Annotated in this window: 17 protein-coding genes and 1 pseudogene; 6 read left to right on the forward strand and 12 right to left on the reverse strand. The window is 77.9% G+C overall.

What is annotated here, in order from left to right; genetic code table 11:
• Window positions 1-158: 158 nt before the first annotated feature.
• From DQ241_RS19595 to DQ241_RS19600, 3 genes are all read right to left on the reverse strand, one after another.
• Window positions 159-1625 carry an alpha/beta hydrolase gene (locus DQ241_RS19595; RefSeq protein WP_158545985.1) on the reverse strand — a complete coding sequence of 489 codons (1467 nt, stop codon included), beginning with the start codon at window positions 1623-1625 and terminating at the stop codon, window positions 159-161.
• Window positions 1622-1945: a hypothetical protein gene (locus DQ241_RS20715; protein ID WP_158545986.1), complete on the reverse strand. Its 324-nt coding sequence runs from the start codon at window positions 1943-1945 to the stop codon at window positions 1622-1624. The genes DQ241_RS19595 and DQ241_RS20715 overlap by 4 nt, the downstream gene beginning before the upstream one ends.
• 170 nt (window positions 1946-2115) lie before the next feature.
• A complete protein-coding gene (locus DQ241_RS19600; RefSeq protein WP_113831888.1) occupies window positions 2116-4380 on the reverse strand; it encodes a sodium-translocating pyrophosphatase in 2265 nt (754 codons plus the stop codon).
• 191 nt (window positions 4381-4571) lie between these two features.
• Here DQ241_RS19600 and DQ241_RS19605 point away from each other — a divergent pair, with 191 nt between their 5' ends.
• Entirely contained in the window at window positions 4572-6980 is a 2409-nt protein-coding gene (locus tag DQ241_RS19605; protein ID WP_233492580.1) for a DEAD/DEAH box helicase, read from the forward strand.
• Between the two features lie 68 nt (window positions 6981-7048).
• On the opposite strand, the pseudogene DQ241_RS21400 reads toward DQ241_RS19605, so the two are convergent.
• The 7 genes and pseudogenes from DQ241_RS21400 to ssd form a co-directional block, all read right to left on the reverse strand.
• Window positions 7049-7330 (reverse strand): annotated as a pseudogene (locus tag DQ241_RS21400) (Rv3654c family TadE-like protein); the annotation flags it as partial.
• Window positions 7327-7668 carry a TadE family type IV pilus minor pilin gene (locus DQ241_RS19615; protein ID WP_113831889.1) on the reverse strand — a complete coding sequence of 114 codons (342 nt, stop codon included), beginning with the start codon at window positions 7666-7668 and terminating at the stop codon, window positions 7327-7329. The gene DQ241_RS19615 and the pseudogene DQ241_RS21400, both read right to left, overlap by 4 nt.
• Before the next feature lie 44 nt (window positions 7669-7712).
• The gene (locus DQ241_RS21215) at window positions 7713-7973 is read right to left on the reverse strand and encodes a DUF4244 domain-containing protein (protein ID WP_233492581.1); all 261 of its coding nucleotides are present in this window, start codon (window positions 7971-7973) and stop codon (window positions 7713-7715) included.
• Window positions 7974-8086: 113 nt separating this feature from the next.
• The gene (locus DQ241_RS19625) at window positions 8087-8818 is read right to left on the reverse strand and encodes a type II secretion system F family protein (protein WP_233492582.1); all 732 of its coding nucleotides are present in this window, start codon (window positions 8816-8818) and stop codon (window positions 8087-8089) included.
• A 4-nt stretch (window positions 8819-8822) separates the two neighbouring features.
• Window positions 8823-9605: a type II secretion system F family protein gene (locus DQ241_RS19630; protein WP_113831890.1), complete on the reverse strand. Its 783-nt coding sequence runs from the start codon at window positions 9603-9605 to the stop codon at window positions 8823-8825.
• Window positions 9602-10741, reverse strand: coding sequence for a TadA family conjugal transfer-associated ATPase (locus DQ241_RS19635; protein ID WP_113831891.1), 1140 nt, complete (start codon window positions 10739-10741; stop codon window positions 9602-9604). The genes DQ241_RS19630 and DQ241_RS19635 overlap by 4 nt, the downstream gene beginning before the upstream one ends.
• Window positions 10738-11814, reverse strand: a complete 1077-nt coding sequence (gene ssd / locus DQ241_RS19640; RefSeq protein ID WP_113831892.1) for a septum site-determining protein Ssd — start codon at window positions 11812-11814, stop codon at window positions 10738-10740. The genes DQ241_RS19635 and ssd overlap by 4 nt, the downstream gene beginning before the upstream one ends.
• 126 nt (window positions 11815-11940) lie before the next feature.
• Between ssd and DQ241_RS19645 the strand changes: the two genes are divergently transcribed.
• Both DQ241_RS19645 and DQ241_RS19650 read left to right on the forward strand, forming a co-directional pair.
• Entirely contained in the window at window positions 11941-12795 is an 855-nt protein-coding gene (locus DQ241_RS19645) for an HAD family phosphatase (RefSeq protein WP_113831893.1), read from the forward strand.
• Window positions 12796-12852: 57 nt separating this feature from the next.
• The gene (locus DQ241_RS19650; RefSeq protein WP_113831894.1) at window positions 12853-13125 is read left to right on the forward strand and encodes a hypothetical protein; all 273 of its coding nucleotides are present in this window, start codon (window positions 12853-12855) and stop codon (window positions 13123-13125) included.
• 13 nt (window positions 13126-13138) lie between these two features.
• On the opposite strand, the gene DQ241_RS19655 is transcribed toward DQ241_RS19650, so the two are convergent.
• Window positions 13139-13927: an oxidoreductase gene (locus DQ241_RS19655; RefSeq protein WP_113831895.1), complete on the reverse strand. Its 789-nt coding sequence runs from the start codon at window positions 13925-13927 to the stop codon at window positions 13139-13141.
• Between the two features lie 63 nt (window positions 13928-13990).
• Between DQ241_RS19655 and DQ241_RS19660 the strand changes: the two genes are divergently transcribed.
• From DQ241_RS19660 to DQ241_RS19670, 3 genes are read left to right on the forward strand one after another with little or no spacing between them, the layout of a single operon-like run.
• Window positions 13991-14542, forward strand: coding sequence for a histidine phosphatase family protein (locus DQ241_RS19660; RefSeq protein WP_113831932.1), 552 nt, complete (start codon window positions 13991-13993; stop codon window positions 14540-14542).
• 33 nt (window positions 14543-14575) lie between these two features.
• Window positions 14576-15097 (forward strand): bifunctional adenosylcobinamide kinase/adenosylcobinamide-phosphate guanylyltransferase, encoded by a 522-nt coding sequence (gene cobU / locus DQ241_RS19665; protein WP_113831896.1) that lies wholly within the window; start codon window positions 14576-14578, stop codon window positions 15095-15097.
• Complete coding sequence (locus DQ241_RS19670) at window positions 15094-15855, forward strand: adenosylcobinamide-GDP ribazoletransferase (protein WP_113831897.1); 762 nt, start codon at window positions 15094-15096, stop codon at window positions 15853-15855. The genes cobU and DQ241_RS19670 overlap by 4 nt, the downstream gene beginning before the upstream one ends.
• Window positions 15856-16192: 337 nt before the next feature.
• On the opposite strand, the gene DQ241_RS19680 is transcribed toward DQ241_RS19670, so the two are convergent.
• Entirely contained in the window at window positions 16193-16852 is a 660-nt protein-coding gene (locus tag DQ241_RS19680) for a TIGR04222 domain-containing membrane protein (protein ID WP_113831899.1), read from the reverse strand.
• Window positions 16853-16931: the final 79 nt, after the last annotated feature.

Here is a 16931-nt window from a genome sequence, read left to right on the forward strand (position 1 = left end):
CCCGGGAGCCGCCGTGGCAGCCCCCTCGGCGGGCCACGGTAAGCCACCCCGGCGACATCGGGTTGCGGACGACCCTTCCGGGCGTGCCGCTCCTCCCTGACGAACGTGCATGGTGCGCGGCTGTTCCCGTGCCTGGGAAGCGGGCTCCCGCGATGGGGTCAGGACCGGCCGGCGACCACCTCCCCCATCGCGGCCAGCGTGGGCCGGTCGGGGTCGTAGTAGCCGGAGTGGCCGGTACCGCTGTCCGCGGGCAGCCCCTCGGAGCCGAACGGCGGCCACCAGGTGGGCGTGCCGAACCAGCCGAGCTGGGCGACCGGGTCCCCCGGCGGCGCCGCGTCGTACACCTCCGGGACCTCGAGGGCAGCGGCGTCGTCCTCCATCCCCGGGCTGCCGAGGAGCACGACGGCGTCGGCGGCGAGCCGGCCCGGCCGGTCGGCCGCCTCGTCGACGACGACGGTGCCGTAGCTGTGCGCGACCACGGTGGTGCGCGGCAGCGCAGCGCCCGCGGCGGCCCGGGCCGCGCCGAGCCCGTCCAGGACCGCGGTCAGCACCGCTCCCCCGCGCGCGGCCGCGCTCCGGGTGGCGACGGTCCCGACGTCGTGCGGCGTGCGGTAGCCGATCCAGGCCACCGCCGTCACCGCGAGACCGGGCGCGGCCACGGTCGCGGCGGCGGCGAGGTCGCGGGCGTCGCCGGCCAGGCGCCCGAGGTCGTCGTCCGGGGTGATGCCGAGGCCGGGCACGAGGAGCGCGACGGCGTCGGCGGTGTCGAGGTCGCCGAACGCCACCGCCGCCCGCTTCCCCGCCAGGTCCAGCAGCTGCAGCTGCGCCGGCCGACCGGCGGCCTCCTCGGCGGCCAGGACGTCGGCCACCGCGCGAGCGGCCGCCCGGTGCTCCTCGGGCAGCAGCGGGTCGGCGAGCTCGCGCTCCAGCAGCAGCCGGTTGGCGCGGTCGCGCGCCCACGCCGGCAGGCCGTCCAGCCCGCCGACGGTCGCCGGGCGCCGCTCGACCAGCTCGTGCTGCGCCCCGGCCGGCAGGGAGGCCCACCAGCGCGCCACCTCCGCCGGCCCGGGGCTCGAGGGGACCGCGGCGTGCACCGGGGCGACCAGCGTCGCCAGCCCGCCGAAGTCACCGGGTGCCGCCCCGTCCCGGACGCCCAGGGCGAGCAGCGCCTCGCCGGCCGCGGCGGCGCCCCGGTGCGTGGCGGCAGCCGCGTCGAGCGCCTCCCGGGCGAGGGCCGCGGCGGCCCCGGCCGCGCCTGCCTCGTCGTCGGGCAGCCCGCCGAGCGGGACGCCGGCCGCGCGGGCCAGGGCCAGCGCTGTGCGGGCGTCGGCCGCGGCGGAGCCGGCGGAGCGGACCACCGGGCGCAGGTCCTCGAGCGACCGGCCGAAGCCGGCCTCGACCGCGGCGGCCACCGCCGACACCTCGAGCAGACCGGCGGCCGCCTCCCGGGCAGCCGGCCCGGACCAGCACTCCGCACCGTCCAGGGCCCGGCCCAGGGCGTCGAGCCGCGCGCGCCACGACGTCAGCCGGTCGGCCACCCCGGCGAGGCCGGTGACCGCGCCGGCCAGCGCCGCCGCGTTCCACCCCGCCACCCGGGCCAGCCGGTGCTCGTCGACGTCGGTCACCACGCCACCGCCACGGCGCCGCGCCGGGGCTGGCCCAGCTGCTGGGCGAGGGCCCGGTCCAGCTCCCGGTAGCCGGCCACGGCGGCTCGCAGCACCGCGGCCAGCGTCGCGACGTGCTGGGCGACGGCTCCGGCGATCGAGGCCCAGGACGTGGCGACGCCCGCCGCGGTCGCGCCCTCGTCGCCGTCCAGCGCCGCCGCCATCCGCTCGGCCGCGCCCCGGCAGTCCGCCGCGTCCTCGTCGAACTCCCTGGCCAGGGTGGCCAGCTCGTCGGCGAGTGCGGCGACCGCGTCCAGCTGGACCTCGATCCGCCCCTGCATCGGTGCCTCCCGGCGTCGTCCCCGCCCGGATCGGAGGGGAGGGCGGCGACGCTAGGTGGCCCGGACGACGGGTGCGGCCCCGCCGTCCACAGCGGACGGCGGCGTCCACAACCGGCCGGCGGGCGCCCCTCCCGGAGCCCGGCCGGCCGATCCTCGAGGGCGTGCCGGGATCAGGGAGCCGACGTGGTGAGCGTCCCCGGCGTGGCGTCCGACGGGGCACCGCCCACGACCACCGACCGGCGCTTGGACACGACCACCGCGGCGACGATGACCGCGACGGCCAGCAGCGCGATGCCGATCCGCAGCGCGGTGTTGGCGTCCTCCCCCACCGAGAGGCTGACCACGGCAGGGGCGATGAGCAGCGCCACCAGGTTCATGACCTTGATCAGCGGGTTGATGGCCGGGCCGGCGGTGTCCTTGAACGGGTCGCCGACGGTGTCGCCGATGACCGTGGCGGCGTGCGCCTCGCTGCCCTTCCCGCCGTACGAGCCGTCCTCGACCATCTTCTTGGCGTTGTCCCAGGCGCCGCCGGAGTTGGCGAGGAACACCGCCATGAGCGTGCCCGCCGCGATCGCCCCCACGAGGTAGGCCGCCAGCGGTCCGAAGCCGAGGCCGAACCCGACGGCGACCGGCGCCAGCACGGCCAGCAGGCCGGGCGTGGCCAGCTCGCGCAGGGAGTCCTTGGTGCAGATGTCCACGACCCGGCTGTAGTCCGGCCGCTCGCTGAAGTCCATGATCCCGGGGTGGGTGCGGAACTGCTCCCGCACCTCGAACACGACACGGCCGGCCGCCCGGGACACGGCGCTGATCGCCAGCCCGGAGAAGAGGAACACGACGGCCGCGCCGAGCACGGCGCCCACGACGTTGTTCGGGTTGACCAGGCTGAACGCGTCGCCGAGGGTGTCGCCGGCCTCGTCCAGCGCCACCCCGATCTGGGCGTTGTACGAGCCGAACAGCGCGGTCGCGGCGAGGACGGCGGTCGCGATCGCGATGCCCTTGGTGATGGCCTTGGTGGTGTTGCCGACGGCGTCGAGGTCGGTGAGGACCCGGGCGCCCTCCTCGTCGATGTCGCCCGACATCTCGGCGATGCCCTGGGCGTTGTCGCTGACCGGGCCGAACGTGTCCATGGAGACGATGACGCCGGCGGTGGTCAGCAGGCCGCAGCCGGCCAGCGCCACGGCGTAGAGCGCCGCACCGCCGCCGACGAGGAACGCTCCGTAGACGGCGCTGCCGATGAGCAGGGCCGCGTAGACCGCCGACTCCAGGCCGAGGGAGATGCCGGAGAGGATCACCGTCGCCGGGCCGGTGAGCGAGCTGCGCCCGACGTCCTGGACCGGCTTGCGGCTCGTCTCGGTGAAGTAGCCGGTCAGCTGCTGGATGGCCGCCGCGAGGACGACGCCGACGAGGACGGACAGGAAGCCGAGCACCTGCGGGCTGACCGACAGGTCCTCGATGTCGGCGACGCTGGGCAGGACCGTGAACGACGCGGCGGCCACGAGCACCAGGGAGACCGCGGCGGAGGTGAAGAACCCGCGGTTGATCGGCGCCAGGCCGCTGGCGTCCTCCTTCCCGGGGTTGCTGGCGAGGATGCCGACGACCGAGGCGATGACGCCCACCGCGGCGATCACCAGCGGGAACACCATGCCGACGGGGCCGAAGAAGACCTGCCCCAGGATGAGCGCGGCCACGAGCGTGACCGCGTAGGACTCGAACAGGTCGGCGGCCATGCCGGCGCAGTCCCCGACGTTGTCGCCCACGTTGTCGGCGATGGTCGCGGCGTTGCGCGGGTCGTCCTCGGGGATGCCCGCCTCGACCTTGCCCACGAGGTCGGCGCCGACGTCGGCCGCCTTGGTGAAGATGCCGCCGCCGACGCGCATGAACATGGCCAGGAGCGCGCCGCCGAAGCCGAAGCCCTCGAGCACGACCGGGGCGGTGTCGTCGAACAGCAGCAGCGCCAGCGCCGCGCCGAACAACCCGAGCCCCACGGTAATCATCCCGACGACACCGCCGGTGCGGTAGGCCAGGCGGAAGGCGGGGCGGTAGCCGCCGGCGTTGGCCGCGGCGGCGACACGGACGTTGCCCCGTGTGGCCAGGGTCATGCCGATGAAGCCGACCGCCGCGGAGAAGAAGGCACCGACCAGGAAGAACAGCGCGCGCCCGACGCGGGTGCCCCAGCCGCCGTCGGCGACGGGGAGGACCAGGAGCAGGAGGAACACGATGACGGCGAAGACGCCGAGGGTGCGGAACTGCCGTTGCAGGTAGGCCGCCGCCCCCTCCTGGACGGCCCGGGCGATCTCGCGCATCTTCGCGGTGCCCTGGTCGGCGGCCATCACCGCGCGGACCAGGTAGGCGGCGAAGCCCAGTGCGGCCAGGGAGATGACGAGTACGACGGCGACCAGGGCCGTGTCCCCGCCGGAGAGCGACTCCTCGGGCATGCGTTCCTCCCAGCTCGGTTGCCGCCCGGGAGGCGCCGGTGCTCCCCGGGTCGACGGAGGTACCGCCACGACGCCGTTCCCGCGCGCCGCGGTGCGCGGAAGTGTAAGGGAGATCACACGTTGTGCATCCGGGTTCGACGTTCCGTCTTTCCGCCGGCGCGCGGCTTGCCCCCGGGTGTGACAGTGGAGGGGTGACCACGCTCCACCCGGTCCGGTCGACTCCCCCTCCCGGCACGGACCTTCCCCCGGGGGGCGACGCGTCCCCCGCTCCCGCGGGCCCGCCGCCGGGCGCGGAGCTGCTGGCCGCCCTGCTCTCCGGGACCCCCGAGGAGGAGCGCCCGGTCACCCACGTGCACGAGGTCCCGGTGCGGGAACGCAGCACCACACCGTGGCCGGAGTGGGTGAGCACGCCGCTGCGCGAGCGGCTCGAGGAACGCGGCGTCGTCGCGCCCTACGGGCACCAGGTCGAGGCGGCCCAGCTGGCCCGCGACGGCCGGCACGTCGTCGTCGCCACCGGGACGGCGTCGGGCAAGTCGCTGGCCTACCAGCTGCCCGCGCTGACCCGGCTGGCCGAGGACCCCCGCGCCTGCGTGCTCTACCTGGCGCCGACCAAGGCGCTGGCCCGCGACCAGCTGGCCTCGGTGGCCGCGCTGGCCGACCCGTCGGTGCGCCCGGCCGCGTACGACGGCGACACCGCGGGCGAGGAGCGGGACTGGGTGCGCCGCCACTCCCGGTGGATCGTGACCAACCCAGACATGCTGCACCGCGGGATCCTGCCGGCCCACCAGAGGTGGTCGAGCACGCTGCGGCGGGTCGCCTACGTCGTCATCGACGAGTGCCACGCCTACCGCGGGGTGTTCGGCTCGCACGTCGGCCACGTCCTGCGCCGGCTGCGGCGGATCTGCCGGCGCTACGGCGCGGACCCGGTCTTCGTGCTCGCCTCGGCGACGGTGGCCGATCCGGCCGGCGCGGCCACCCGGCTGGTCGGTGAGCCGGTGGCCGCGGTGACCGAGGACGGCTCCCCCCGCCCCGGTGCGACCTTCGCCCTGTGGGAGCCGCCGCTCACCGAGCACACCGGCGAGCACGGCGCCCCGCTGCGGCGTTCGGCCGCCGCCGACGCCGCCGGGCTGCTCGCCGACCTGGTGGAACGCGGCGCCCGCACGCTGGCCTTCGTGCGCTCGCGGCGGAGCGCCGAGTCGGTCGCCGAGCAGGCACGCCGGCTGCTGCACGACCGCGGGCGGTCGGACCTGGTGCGGCGGGTGGACTCCTACCGCGGCGGCTACCTGCCGGAGGAGCGGCGGGAGCTGGAGCGCGCGCTCTCGGCCGGCGACCTCCTGGGCGTCGCGACCACCAACGCCCTCGAGCTCGGCATCGACATCGCCGGCCTGGACGCGGTGGTGCTGGCCGGCTACCCCGGCACGCTCGCCTCGCTCTGGCAGCAGGCCGGCCGCGCCGGCCGCGCCCAGCGGGAGTCGCTGGTGGTCTTCGTGGCCCGCGACGACCCGCTGGACCACTACCTCGCCCACCACCCGGCCGCGGTGTTCGGCCGGCCCATCGAGGCGACGGTCACCGACCCCACCAACCCCTACGTGCTCGGCCCGCAGCTGTGCTGCGCGGCAGCCGAGCTGCCGCTGCGGCCCGACGACCTGGCCGACTTCGGCGGGCCGGCCGCCGAGGTCGCGATCGAGCAGCTGGTCACCGACGGCCAGCTGCGGCGGCGTCCGACCGGCTGGTACTGGGCCGGGCGCGGGCGGCCCGACGTGGACATCCGGGGCAGCGGCGACGAGCCGGTGGCGATCATCGAGGCCGGCACCGGGCGGCTGCTGGGCACCGTCGACGGCGGTGCCGCGCACTCCACGGTGCACGAGGGCGCCCTGTACGTGCACCGCGGCGACACCTTCGTCGTCGACGAGTTCGACGTGGACGACGCCTGCGCGGTCGTGCACGCGGAGAGCCCCGAGTGGACGACGGTGGCGCGCGACGTCACCGACCTGTCGATCGTCTCGGTCGAGCAGACCAGGGCGCTCGGCGCGGTGACGGCGCACACCGGCGTCGTCGACGTGACCAACCAGGTGGTGGCCTACCAACGGCGGCGGCTGGGCACCGGGGAGGTCCTGGCGGAGTTCCCGCTCGACCTCCCGCCCCGCCAGCTGCGCACCCGCGCGGTGTGGCTGACGCTGAGCGACCGCGCGGTCGAGCGGGCCGAGCTGGACGACACCGAGGTGCCCGGCTCGCTGCACGCGGCCGAGCACGCCGGCATCGGCATCCTGCCGCTGCTGGCGACGTGCGACCGGTGGGATCTCGGCGGGCTGTCCACCGCGCTGCACCCCGACACCGGGACGGCGGCGATCTTCGTCTACGACGGGCACCCCGGCGGGGCGGGCTTCGCCGAGCGCGGGTACGCCGTGCTCCGCGAGTGGCTGCAGGCCACCCGGGCGACGGTGGCCAGCTGCGAGTGCGAGAGCGGCTGCCCCTCGTGCGTCCAGTCACCGAAGTGCGGCAACGGCAACGACCCGCTGGACAAGGCCGGCGCCGTCCGGGTGCTCGACGTCGTCCTCGACGAGCTGGCCGCCGCGGAAGGACCGGGCACGACCGGCTGAGCCCCGACCGGGCCCGCGCGCGCCCGCCCCGCGGCGTCGCGCCGGCCCAGCGGACCGAGCCGGAAGGGCACGGCCACCTCGACCTCCACGACAGCTCCGGCCCGGACGGTGCAGCGCTCGAGGACGGCACCGTTGGCCGCCGCCACCTCCTCGGCCACCGCGCACGCCCCGGGGTCGCCGAGGACCGCCCGGCTGGCCGCGGCCAGCGCCGCGAGGTCCGCCGCCGACCCCGCGCGGTGCCGGGCCACCACCGCACCGCCCACCAGCACGGCCGCCAGGGCGACCACCGCCAGGGCACCGGCCAGCGCCAGCACCCAGACGGTGGCCGACCCGCGCTCGCCGTCGCTCACGGCGCGGTGTGCCCGGCGGCCGGCTCCCGGACCGCGACCGCCTCCGCGGACACGGTGAACCGCAGCGGCAACGGCCCCAGCGGGGCGACCTCCGCCCGCACCACCACGCGCACCCGCGGGCCGTCCGCGACGACGCCGGTCCGGGCCCCGTCGGGGGCGGCCGCTCCGGCCAGCTCGGCCACCACCGCGCCGTCCTCCCCTCGGGCCGCGGCCCGGGCACCCTCGCGTGCGGCGTCCACGCAGCGCAGCTGCGCCCCGACGACGGTCACCACGGCCACGGCGGCGACGAGGACCAGCAGCAGGACGGGCAGCACCAGGGCGGTCTCGGCGGTGACCATGCCGTCCTCCTCCCCTGTCCGGGACCGCCGGGCGGGGCGCACGGTCAGGAGAGGGTGGCCAGGGCCCGGTCGACCAGGTCGGTCAGCCCGCCGACGATCGAGTCGCCGGTGACCACCCGGTACAGCACCGCCGCGAAGGCGCACGCGGCCACCGTGCCGACCGCGTACTCCGCGGTGCTCATCCCCGCTTCGGCCTCCTCGCGGAGGAGCACCAGCCGGCGGGCGAGGGCAGCCCGCCAGCCGCGGGCCGGGGGCTCGTCCGGGGTGCCGGCCTGCTCGGGCGTGCGGTCGGGTGTCGGTGTCACGGTCGCCTCCTGGCGTCGAGGCCCGCTGGTCGGGCCGGGCCTCGAGCCTCGCGGCGCGGAGGTCCCGCATGCGGTCCGCGGAACGATCTGTGGACGCCGTGCGCGGCTGTGGATCACCGGAACACCTCCCCGGCGATGCCCAGCACCAGCGGTGCGACGCCCAGGCAGACGAACGCGGGCAGGAAGCACAGCCCCAGGGGCGCCAGCACCCAGACGCCGGCACGCCGCATCGCCGCCTCGGTCTCCGTGCGCGCCCGGGTGCGCCCGTCCTCCGCCAGCGCGCGCAAGCCGTCGGCCACCGCGGCCCCCGACTCCCCTGCCCGCACGAGCACCCGGCCCAGCCCGGCGAGCTCGGCCGGCACGCCGGCCCAGGCGCGGCGGGGCTCGGCGCCCAGCCGGTAGAGGCCGGCCACCGCGCCCAGGTGCGCCCCGAGCGGGTCCGGGACCGCCGCGCCGACGGCAGCCAGGGCCCCGCCCACGGGGAGCCCGGCGGACAGGCACACGCCCAGCAGGTCGCAGGCCGCGGGCAGCTCCCGCCGGACGGCCGCCCGCGCGTCCAGCCCCGCGTCCGGCGCGCTGCGCCGCAGCACCCGGTCGGCGAGCACCGCGACGGCCACCGCGGCCGGCACCCCCGGCGAGCCGCCGAGCAGCACGCCGACGCCCAGCCCGGCAGCGGCGGCGACGCCCCACCGGCGTCGCCGTGCCGCGACCGGGTCGACGGCGGCCGCCGGTTCCGGGCCCGTGGTCAGCGCGCGGAGGCGGGCCGTGCCACGGCCCGTCGAGGGCCAGGTCCACAGCGCGGCGGCCACCAGGAGCAGGGCCGCCACCGGCGGATCGACGCTCACCCGGTCACCGCACGGCCCGGTCGACGAGGCGCCGCGACCAGACGACGCCGGCCGCCTCGAGCGCCGCCCCGCCGACGAGCAGCAGCTGACCGGTCGGGGTGGTGGTCAGCACCCGCCACGGGTCGGCCCCGACCCCGCTGCCCATGGCCAGCCCCAGCACCGGCAACCCGGCGAGCACCAGCGCGCTGGCCCGCGGGCCGGCGGTCGCCGCACGCAGCTCGGCGCGCTGGCGGGCACGGGCGCGCAGGTCGTCCTCGACCGCGCCCACCACCGCGGCCAGCGAGCACCCGGTGCGGGCACTGAGCCGCACCCCTGCCGCGATCCGGCCGAGCGCCGTTCCCAGTTCACCCGGGGCGTCGTCCCCGCGGGAGGCGTCCGGAGCCCGCAGCGCTCCGGTGAGCAGACCGCCAGTGACCACCTCCCCGCAGGCGGCCGCCGCCGAGGCCGTGGCCGATTCCAGCGACCGGCCACTGCGCAGGTCGGCGGCGAGCGCGCCCAGCCCGTCGGCCAGTCCGGCCAGCCGGGCGTCGTCCCGGGCCGCCGCCCGGCGTGCGGACACGCTGCGCACCGCGAGCGCGGCCCCCACCCCGGCCAGCGCGGCGACCAGCGGGGTGCTGAGCACCGCGGCGACCCCCGCCGCGGGCACCGCCACCCACAGCGGCGAGCGGAGCGCACGTTCCACCACCGCCCGCGGGGACGGGCCGGCAGCGCTGCCCAGCGGGCGGCCGCTCCGCCGGTCGGGCCAGGCCAGCAGCGCCCCGGCCGCCGCGAGGAGCGCCAGGATCACGGGGAGCTCCCCGCGACGAGGGCGCGCAGCCGGTCGCCCGCGGGGCACGGGCCGCCGTCGGCCCGCCACCCCGGCTCCACGACGACGAGGTCCCCGGAGCGCTGCACGACACCGAGCTCCTCCACCCGGCGCCCGCCGGGCCCCCGCCGCAGGTGGACGACGACGTCGAGCGCCGCGGCCGCCTGGCTGTGCACCGCCGCGCGGTCCAGCCCCGCGTGCACCGCCAGCGCCTCCAGGCGGGCCGGCACCTCGGCAGGACGGTTGGCGTGCAGGGTGCCGCAGCCGCCCTCGTGCCCGGTGTTCAGCGCAGCGAGAAGATCGCCCACCTCCGCGCCGCGCACCTCGCCGACCACGAGCCGGTCGGGGCGCATCCGCAGGGCCTGGCGCACCAGATCGCGCAGCGTCACCTGCCCGACGCCCTCGACGTTGGGCGGGCGGGCGACGAGCGCGACGACGTGCGGGTGGGCCGGGGCCAGCTCCGGCGCGTCCTCGCAGGTGACGACGCGCTCCGCCGGGTCCACCTCGCCCAGCAGCGCGGAGAGCACGGTGGTCTTGCCCGACCCGGTCCCGCCGGTGACGAGGAAGGCCCGCCGCGCGTGGACCAGCCCCCGCAGCAGCTCCTCGCTGGCGCCGGGCAGCGTGCCCAGGGCAGCCAGATCGGCGAGGCTGCGCGAGCACCGGCGCAGCACGCGCAGCGACAGGCAGGTGGACGCCGCGACCGGCGCCAGCACCGCGTGCAGCCGGATGCCCTCCGGGAGCCCGACGTCCACCCACGGCGCGGCGTCGTCGAGCCGCCGTCCGGCCCCCGCCGCCATGCGGACGGCCAGCCGGCGGACCGCCTCGTCGTCGGCGAAGCGCACGTCGGTCAGCTCCAGGCCGCTCCCGCGGTCGATCCAGACCCGGTCGGGCGCGGCGACCAGGACGTCGGTGACGCCCGGCAGGCGCAGCAGCGGCTCCAGCGGTCCGGCGCCGGCCAGCTCGTCCACCGCGTCCCGCACCGCCCGCAGCACGGCGTCGTCGCCCAGCAGGCCGCCGCTCTCCTCGCGCACGAGCGCGGCGACCGCCGCCCGGGTGGGCCGTCCCGGTTCCAGCGCGAGCCGGCTGCGGACGCGGTCGAGCAGCTCAGGAGGGCTCACGCCCGACCACCGCCGAGCCGGTCGAGCACGACGCGGGCGACCGCGCCGAGCGGTGCCCGGGGGGTCACGCCGGGCGGCTCGCCGCGCTCACCCCGCGCGACGGCGCTGCGGTCGTGCGCCAGTTCGGCGAGGACGGGGCGGCCCACCGCGTCGGCGACCTCGTCGGCGAGCAGACCTCCCGGTACCCGGCGCAGGACCAGCTGCGCGTCCGCCCAGGGCGACCTCTCGGCGGCCACCATGAGCCGGGCCGCGGTGGCCGCGCGGAGCCGGGCGGGGACGACGAGCAGGGCCAGGTCGGCCTCGGCGAGCACGGCGTGCGTGGTGCCGCAGATGCCGTCGGTGCCCGGCCGCGGCAGGTCGACGACGACGGGGCAGCCGTCGTCGCGGGCGGCAGCGACCACCGCCCTCACCGCCTCTTCGGGCACCGGAGGGCCGTCGGTCCGCGACGCCGACACGACGTGCACGCCGGACACCTCCGGGAGGGCTGCCCGCAGGGCGTCGCCGGCCACCCGGCCGCGCAGACCACCGAGCTCGGGCCAGCGCACGCCGTCCGTCCGCTCGGCGCCGAGCAGCAGGTCGAGCCCCCCGCCCCAGCGGTCCGCGTCGACCAGCACCGATCCAGGACCTGCGGTCAGCGCCAGCGCGGTGGCCAGCGTGCTGGCGCCCGCACCGCCGCACGCCCCGCCGACGGCGAGCACCCGGCCCCGCTCGGCGGTGCCGCGCAGGGCGTCCGCCACCCGAGCCAGCAGCCACGCCTCGTCGTCCGGCAGCGCGACGACCCGCTCCGCGCCCACCTCGACCGCGGCCGCCCACTCCGGGGCGGGCAGCTGGCCCCGGGTGACCACCACCACCCCGGGCCGGCGGGGCAGCTCCCGCACCTGGGCGCCGCCCAGCGCGTCCGCGCCCAGCAGGACCAGCGGCGCGTCCCGGTGCCCGCGGCGGAGCGCGGGACCCCCGCGGGCCAGTTCCGGCTCGCACCCGGCGGCAGCCAGGAGCCGCAGCACCTCGTCGAGGAGGTCCTCGTCGGTGCTGACGACGAGCGGACGGGGGACGGGGAGCGCTTCGAGTGGCACGGGTCGATGCCAGCCGACCCTCGGCAGACAGTGCCAGTCCGGCGGCCGAACTGTGGATGACTCCTTCGGGTGTGGACGGCGAGCGCGGACCGTCGGCGCGACCTGGCCTGATTACCCTCGTGAACCGTGACCCGCGCCGCGGCGTTCTTCGATCTGGACAAGACGATCATCGCCAAGTCCAGCACCCTGGCCTTCGGCCGTCCCTTCTTCCAGGGCGGGCTGATCAACCGGCGCACGGTCCTCAAGACCGCGTACGCCCAGTTCGTCTTCTCCCTCGCCGGCGCCGACGCCCAGCAGATGGAGCGGCTGCGCGCGCAGATCACCGCCATGTGCACCGGCTGGGACGTCGCCACCGTGCACGAGATCGTCCGGGAGACCCTGCACGAGATCGTGGACCCGCTGATCTACGCCGAGGCGGCCGACCTCATCGAGGAGCACCGCGCCGCCGGGCGGGAGATCGTCATCGTGTCGAGCAGCGGCGCGGAGATGGTCGAGCCGATCGGCGAGATGCTGGGTGCCGACCGGGTGGTGGCCACCCGGATGGTGGCGGTCGACGGGCGCTACACCGGCGAGATCGAGTTCTACGCCTACGCCGAGAACAAGGCCGCCGCGATGCGCGAGGTCGCCGCCGAGGGTGGCTACGACCTGGCCGACTGCTACGCCTACAGCGACTCGATCACCGACCTGCCGATGCTGTCGGCCGTCGGCCACCCCACGGCGGTCAACCCCGACCGAGGGCTGCGCAAGGCGGCCCTGCAGCACGGGTGGCCGGTGCTGCGGTTCGAGCGGCCGGTGAGCATGCGCTCCCGGTTCGCCACGGCACCCACCCCGGTGGTCACCGGAGCGGCGGCGATGGGCGTGGGTGCGGCCGTGGTGGGACTGGCCTGGTACGCCCGGCACCGGGCGCTGCGCGCGGCCCTGCCCGCGGGCGACGACGCCCCGGGGCCGCTGTCCGGACGCCGGCGCCGCCGCGGCGCCTGACCCCGCTCCCCGGCGGGGCTCCGGCCGATCCCGGGCCGGTTCGTCCATCCTGCGGTCGTGCTGACCGTGCTCCTCGCGTGGCTGGCGGCCGCCGCCGTCTGCGTCGCCGCGGTCGTCTTCGGTCAGGTGGCGCGCACGGCGCCGCGGCGCAGACGCCGGCGCAGGGCGGCCAGGGTCGGCCTGTTCCTGTCGCTGTCGGGCCCGTGGCTGGCGTTCGCCGGGGCGGTGGCGGCCGGCGCGGCCACCGGGGCATGGCTGCAGGCGGCAGCGGGCGGAGCGCTGGCGGTCACCGTCGTCGCGGCGGTCGGGCTGGGGCTCGCCCCGCGCTGACCGCCGGCCGGCCTCAGCCGCGCAGCAGGCTCTCGCAGATGGCCAGACCCTCCAGCGCGCCGTGCTCGGTGGCCCGGCAGCAGTGCACCAGCCAGCCGGCGACACCCTCCGGGGAGCCGGACGCGTACCCGGCCAGCGCGCGGGCGTGCTCGTCGCGGCCCAGCTCGGCGAAGCCGACCTCGGGCACCGACACCGCCTTCGGGTCCAGGCCCCGGACGATCCCGGTCAGCCGGGCCGCCCCGCGGGCCACCACCCCGTCGGCGGACCCGAAGGGCGCCAGCGCGGCGAGCTCTCCGTGCACCAGGGCCGCCACGATCACCGCGGGTGCCGTCGTCGTGCCGGTGACCAGGGAGAACAGCCCCGACAGCCGGGGGCCAGCGTGCGGGGTCGGCCGGCCGAGGTCCGCGCGGTCCACCAGGTCGGCCGCGGCCAGCACGTGGAGCCGGGCCAGCACCTGCCCCGGGGCCTTGGGCCAGGTCTCGACCATCGCGCCCAGCCCCGCGGAGACCCGCAGCGCGCCCTGCACCACCGGGTCGTCGACGCCGCCGGCCCGCAGGTCGGGCAGCGGGACGTCGACACCCTCGAGCGCCGCCGAGGCGCGGGCCCCGCGCAGCGCGGACTCTGTGCTGACCCCGGCCGACTCCCGGCGGAGCACCCGGTGCGCGAGCAGCCGGTCGATCGCGGCGCGGGCACCGTCGGACGCCTCGCGGACCCCGGGCAGCTCCAGCAGCGGGGCCAGCGGGTCGGGGGCGCCGGGGCGACCGGCGGGACGGGCGGCACCGGGGCGGACGGGGATGGTCACGACGACGACGGTACGAGGCGGCGCCCCGTGACCGTCGGCACCCTGGCTACGCTGCCTCCCGCCATGGCCTCCCCCCTGACCCTCCTCCTCGTCCGCCACGGGCAGAGCGAGTGGAACGCGGCCGGCCTGATGCAGGGGCAGACCGCCCACGTCCCGCTCACCCCGCTCGGGCACACCCAGGCCGCCGCGGCAGCCGACGAGCTGGCCGCCCTCTCCCCCGGCGCGCTGATCTCCAGCGACCTGCTGCGCGCGGTGCAGACCGCCGAGCACTGCGCCCGCACCACCGGGCTGCCGATCACCACGGCTCCGGCGCTGCGCGAGCAGGGGTACGGCGTGCTCGAGGGACGCCCGTCGCGCGAGTTGTGGGACGTCGTCGACTGGACCGACGCGCACTGGTCGGCCGAGGGCGGCGAGAGCCTGGCGGAGCTGCACGGCCGGGTGGCCGCCTACCTCAAGCACCTGTGCGCCGAGCCGCCGGCCGACGTCATCGCGCTGGTCACCCACGGGGACACGATCCGCGCGGCGCAGGCCGTCGTCGCCGGCCTCGGGCCCGACGCGATGCCGGTCGTCACCCCGCACAACGGCAGCCTGACCCGGCTGGAGTTCTGCCCGTGAGCGGCGCCCGGTGAGCGCCGTGAGCACAGCCCGATGAGCAGGGTGCTCGTGCTGGGCGGCTCGCGCTCGGGGAAGTCGGCGCACGCCGAGTCGCTGGTGGCGGGCCGGGCCGACGTCACCTACCTGGCCACCTCCGCGCGGTCCGACGGCGACCCCGAGTGGGCGGCGCGGGTCGCGGCGCACCGGGCCCGGCGGCCGGCCGGCTGGACGACGGTCGAGACGACCGCGCCGTCGGACCTGCTCCGGCGCGGGACGGTGCTCGTCGACAGCGTGACGACCTGGGTCACGGCGCTCATGGACGAGACCGGCGTCTGGACCGATGACGAGGGGTCGGCCCAGCGGCTGGCCGCGCGCTGCGACGCCCTGGTCAACGCCTGGGCCATGACCCCCGCGGACGTCGTCGCCGTCAGCGACGAGGTGGGCCTGGGCGTGGTCCCGGAGACCCGGGCGGGCCGGCTGTTCCGCGACGCGCTCGGCGACGTCAACCAGCGGCTGGCCGGCACCGCCGACGAGGTGTGGTTCGTCGTCGCCGGCCTCCCCCAGCGCCTGCGGTGAGGTTCACCGGGCCGCTGGAGTCCGCGGGGATGCTGACCGCGCTGCGGGTGCCCGCGAGCGCGTCGACGTCGACCCGCGGGGTGCTGCCCTGGGCGCCGCTGGTGGGAGCGGTGCTCGGGGCCGCCGCCGCCGCCGTCGGGGCGCTGGGCACCCGCACCGTCTCCCCCCTCGCCGGCGCGGTCCTGGCCCTTGCCGCCCTGGCGCTGCTCACCCGCGGCCTGCACCTGGACGGGCTGGCCGACACCGCGGACGGCCTGGGCCCGCTGCGCGGCCGGGAGCGCGCGCTGCAGGTGATGCGCCAGAGCGACGTCGGCCCGTTCGGGGTGGCGACCCTCGTCCTGACGCTGCTGCTCCAGGCCGCCTGCCTGGCCGCGCTGCTGCCCGCCGACGGCGGCTGGCTGGCGCTCTGGACCGCCGTCGTCGGGGCACGGCTGGCGATGGCGCGCGCCGGCCTGCCGGGCGTCGCCGTCGCTCCCGGCTCGTCGCTGGGCACCGCCGTCGCCGGCACCGTGTCGCGCGTCTGGCTGGCCGGCTGCTGGCTGGTCACCGCGGGGGTCGTCGTCGCCGCGGCGGTCCTGGCCGGTGACGCCGCGGACGCCGCACGCCTCGTGGGGACGGCGGTCATCGGCTTGCTCGCCGCGGAACTGCTGCACCGCCGGGCCCGCACCCGGCTGGGTGGGGTCACCGGCGACGTCATGGGTGCGATGGGTGAGGTGACGACGACGGCGACCCTCCTGGCCGCCGCCGTCGTCTGGTAGCGGTCGAGGTCAGCGGCCGCGCAGCAGCCCGCCGACGAGCCTGCCCAGCCCGCCACCGGCGGCCGGTGCGGGGGCGCGGCCCCGACCCGTGCCGAGGCCTCGTCCCGTGCCGAGGCCTCGTCCCGTCGTGCGGCCCACGGGGCGCCGGGCGGTCCCCCGCCCACCTCGAGCCGCGCCGCGCGCAGCACCTTCTGCCGTGCCCATCAGTCGTCCGAGGATGCTCATGACGAAGGGGTGCCCAGCGAGAGCCGCCCGAGTCGTCGGAACCGGCCAGGACCGGCGTGGGGTGACGACGTGTTGCGCTGCGCGGACCAACCAACCGGGCCGCGGAGGGCGCTCAGCAGCCCCCGCCGCCGTCCCCGCACCCGCCGTCGCCGACCCCGCCGCCCAGGTCCCACGACGAGCCCCCACCGGCGAAGTACACGGCACCCGGCGTGCGGCCCTGGCCGTCGCCCGGCCGGCCCCACGCCAGCACCCGCCGCGGCGCCCGCGAGCGCGGCGGGTGGAACAGCGCCGCGCGCTCCTCGACGTCGGGCATGGCCGCCGGACCGCGCAGCGCGACCAGCAGCGCGCTCGTCCCGCCTGCGACGAGGTCCACCGGCAAGGAGCGGCGGACCGCCCGGAGCTCGCGGCGGCCGGCGGTGGTCAGCGACCGGCCCGGGCGCCAGCGGGACACCGGCCGCTGCACCAGGAGACCGCGGGCGGAGAGGCCCGCCACCAGACCGACGACGCGCTCGTCGGAGCGCAGCCGCCACGCGACGGTCTCCAGCGACCGGTGCCCCCGGCCGGCGACCGCGTGGAGCACCGCGGCCTCGACCGGGTGCCGGGGCCGGTGCGCCACGACCTGCAGCTCACCCGACGGCACGAGGACCCGGAGCCGCCCGCTCTCCGCGAGGGCGACGACCGCCGCCTCGGCGACGCGGCGGGGTCCTCCTGCGAGGCAGGCGAGCTCGTAGACGTCGAGGGTGGTGGTTCCGGGAGCGTGCACGGAGGTCATGGCCGTCGCCCTTCGCCGAGGTGGGGGCGATGCGGTCCCACGCGGTCCGCTCCGGCACCAGGGCCGATTCCCGGACCGT

Source organism: Blastococcus sp. TF02A-30 (assembly GCF_003319185.1).
GTDB lineage: Bacteria > Actinomycetota > Actinomycetes > Mycobacteriales > Geodermatophilaceae > Blastococcus.

Coding starts and splice junctions, on each gene's coding strand:
- cobU (WP_113831896.1), top strand. CDS start 14,576: ATGAGCAGGGTGCTCGTGCTGGGCGGCTCGCGCTCGGGGAAGTCGGCG.
- DQ241_RS20715 (WP_158545986.1), bottom strand. CDS start 1,945: ATGCAGGGGCGGATCGAGGTCCAGCTGGACGCGGTCGCCGCACTCGCC.
- DQ241_RS19600 (WP_113831888.1), bottom strand. CDS start 4,380: ATGCCCGAGGAGTCGCTCTCCGGCGGGGACACGGCCCTGGTCGCCGTC.
- DQ241_RS19680 (WP_113831899.1), bottom strand. CDS start 16,852: ATGACCTCCGTGCACGCTCCCGGAACCACCACCCTCGACGTCTACGAG.
- DQ241_RS19660 (WP_113831932.1), top strand. CDS start 13,991: ATGGCCTCCCCCCTGACCCTCCTCCTCGTCCGCCACGGGCAGAGCGAG.
- DQ241_RS19615 (WP_113831889.1), bottom strand. CDS start 7,668: ATGGTCACCGCCGAGACCGCCCTGGTGCTGCCCGTCCTGCTGCTGGTC.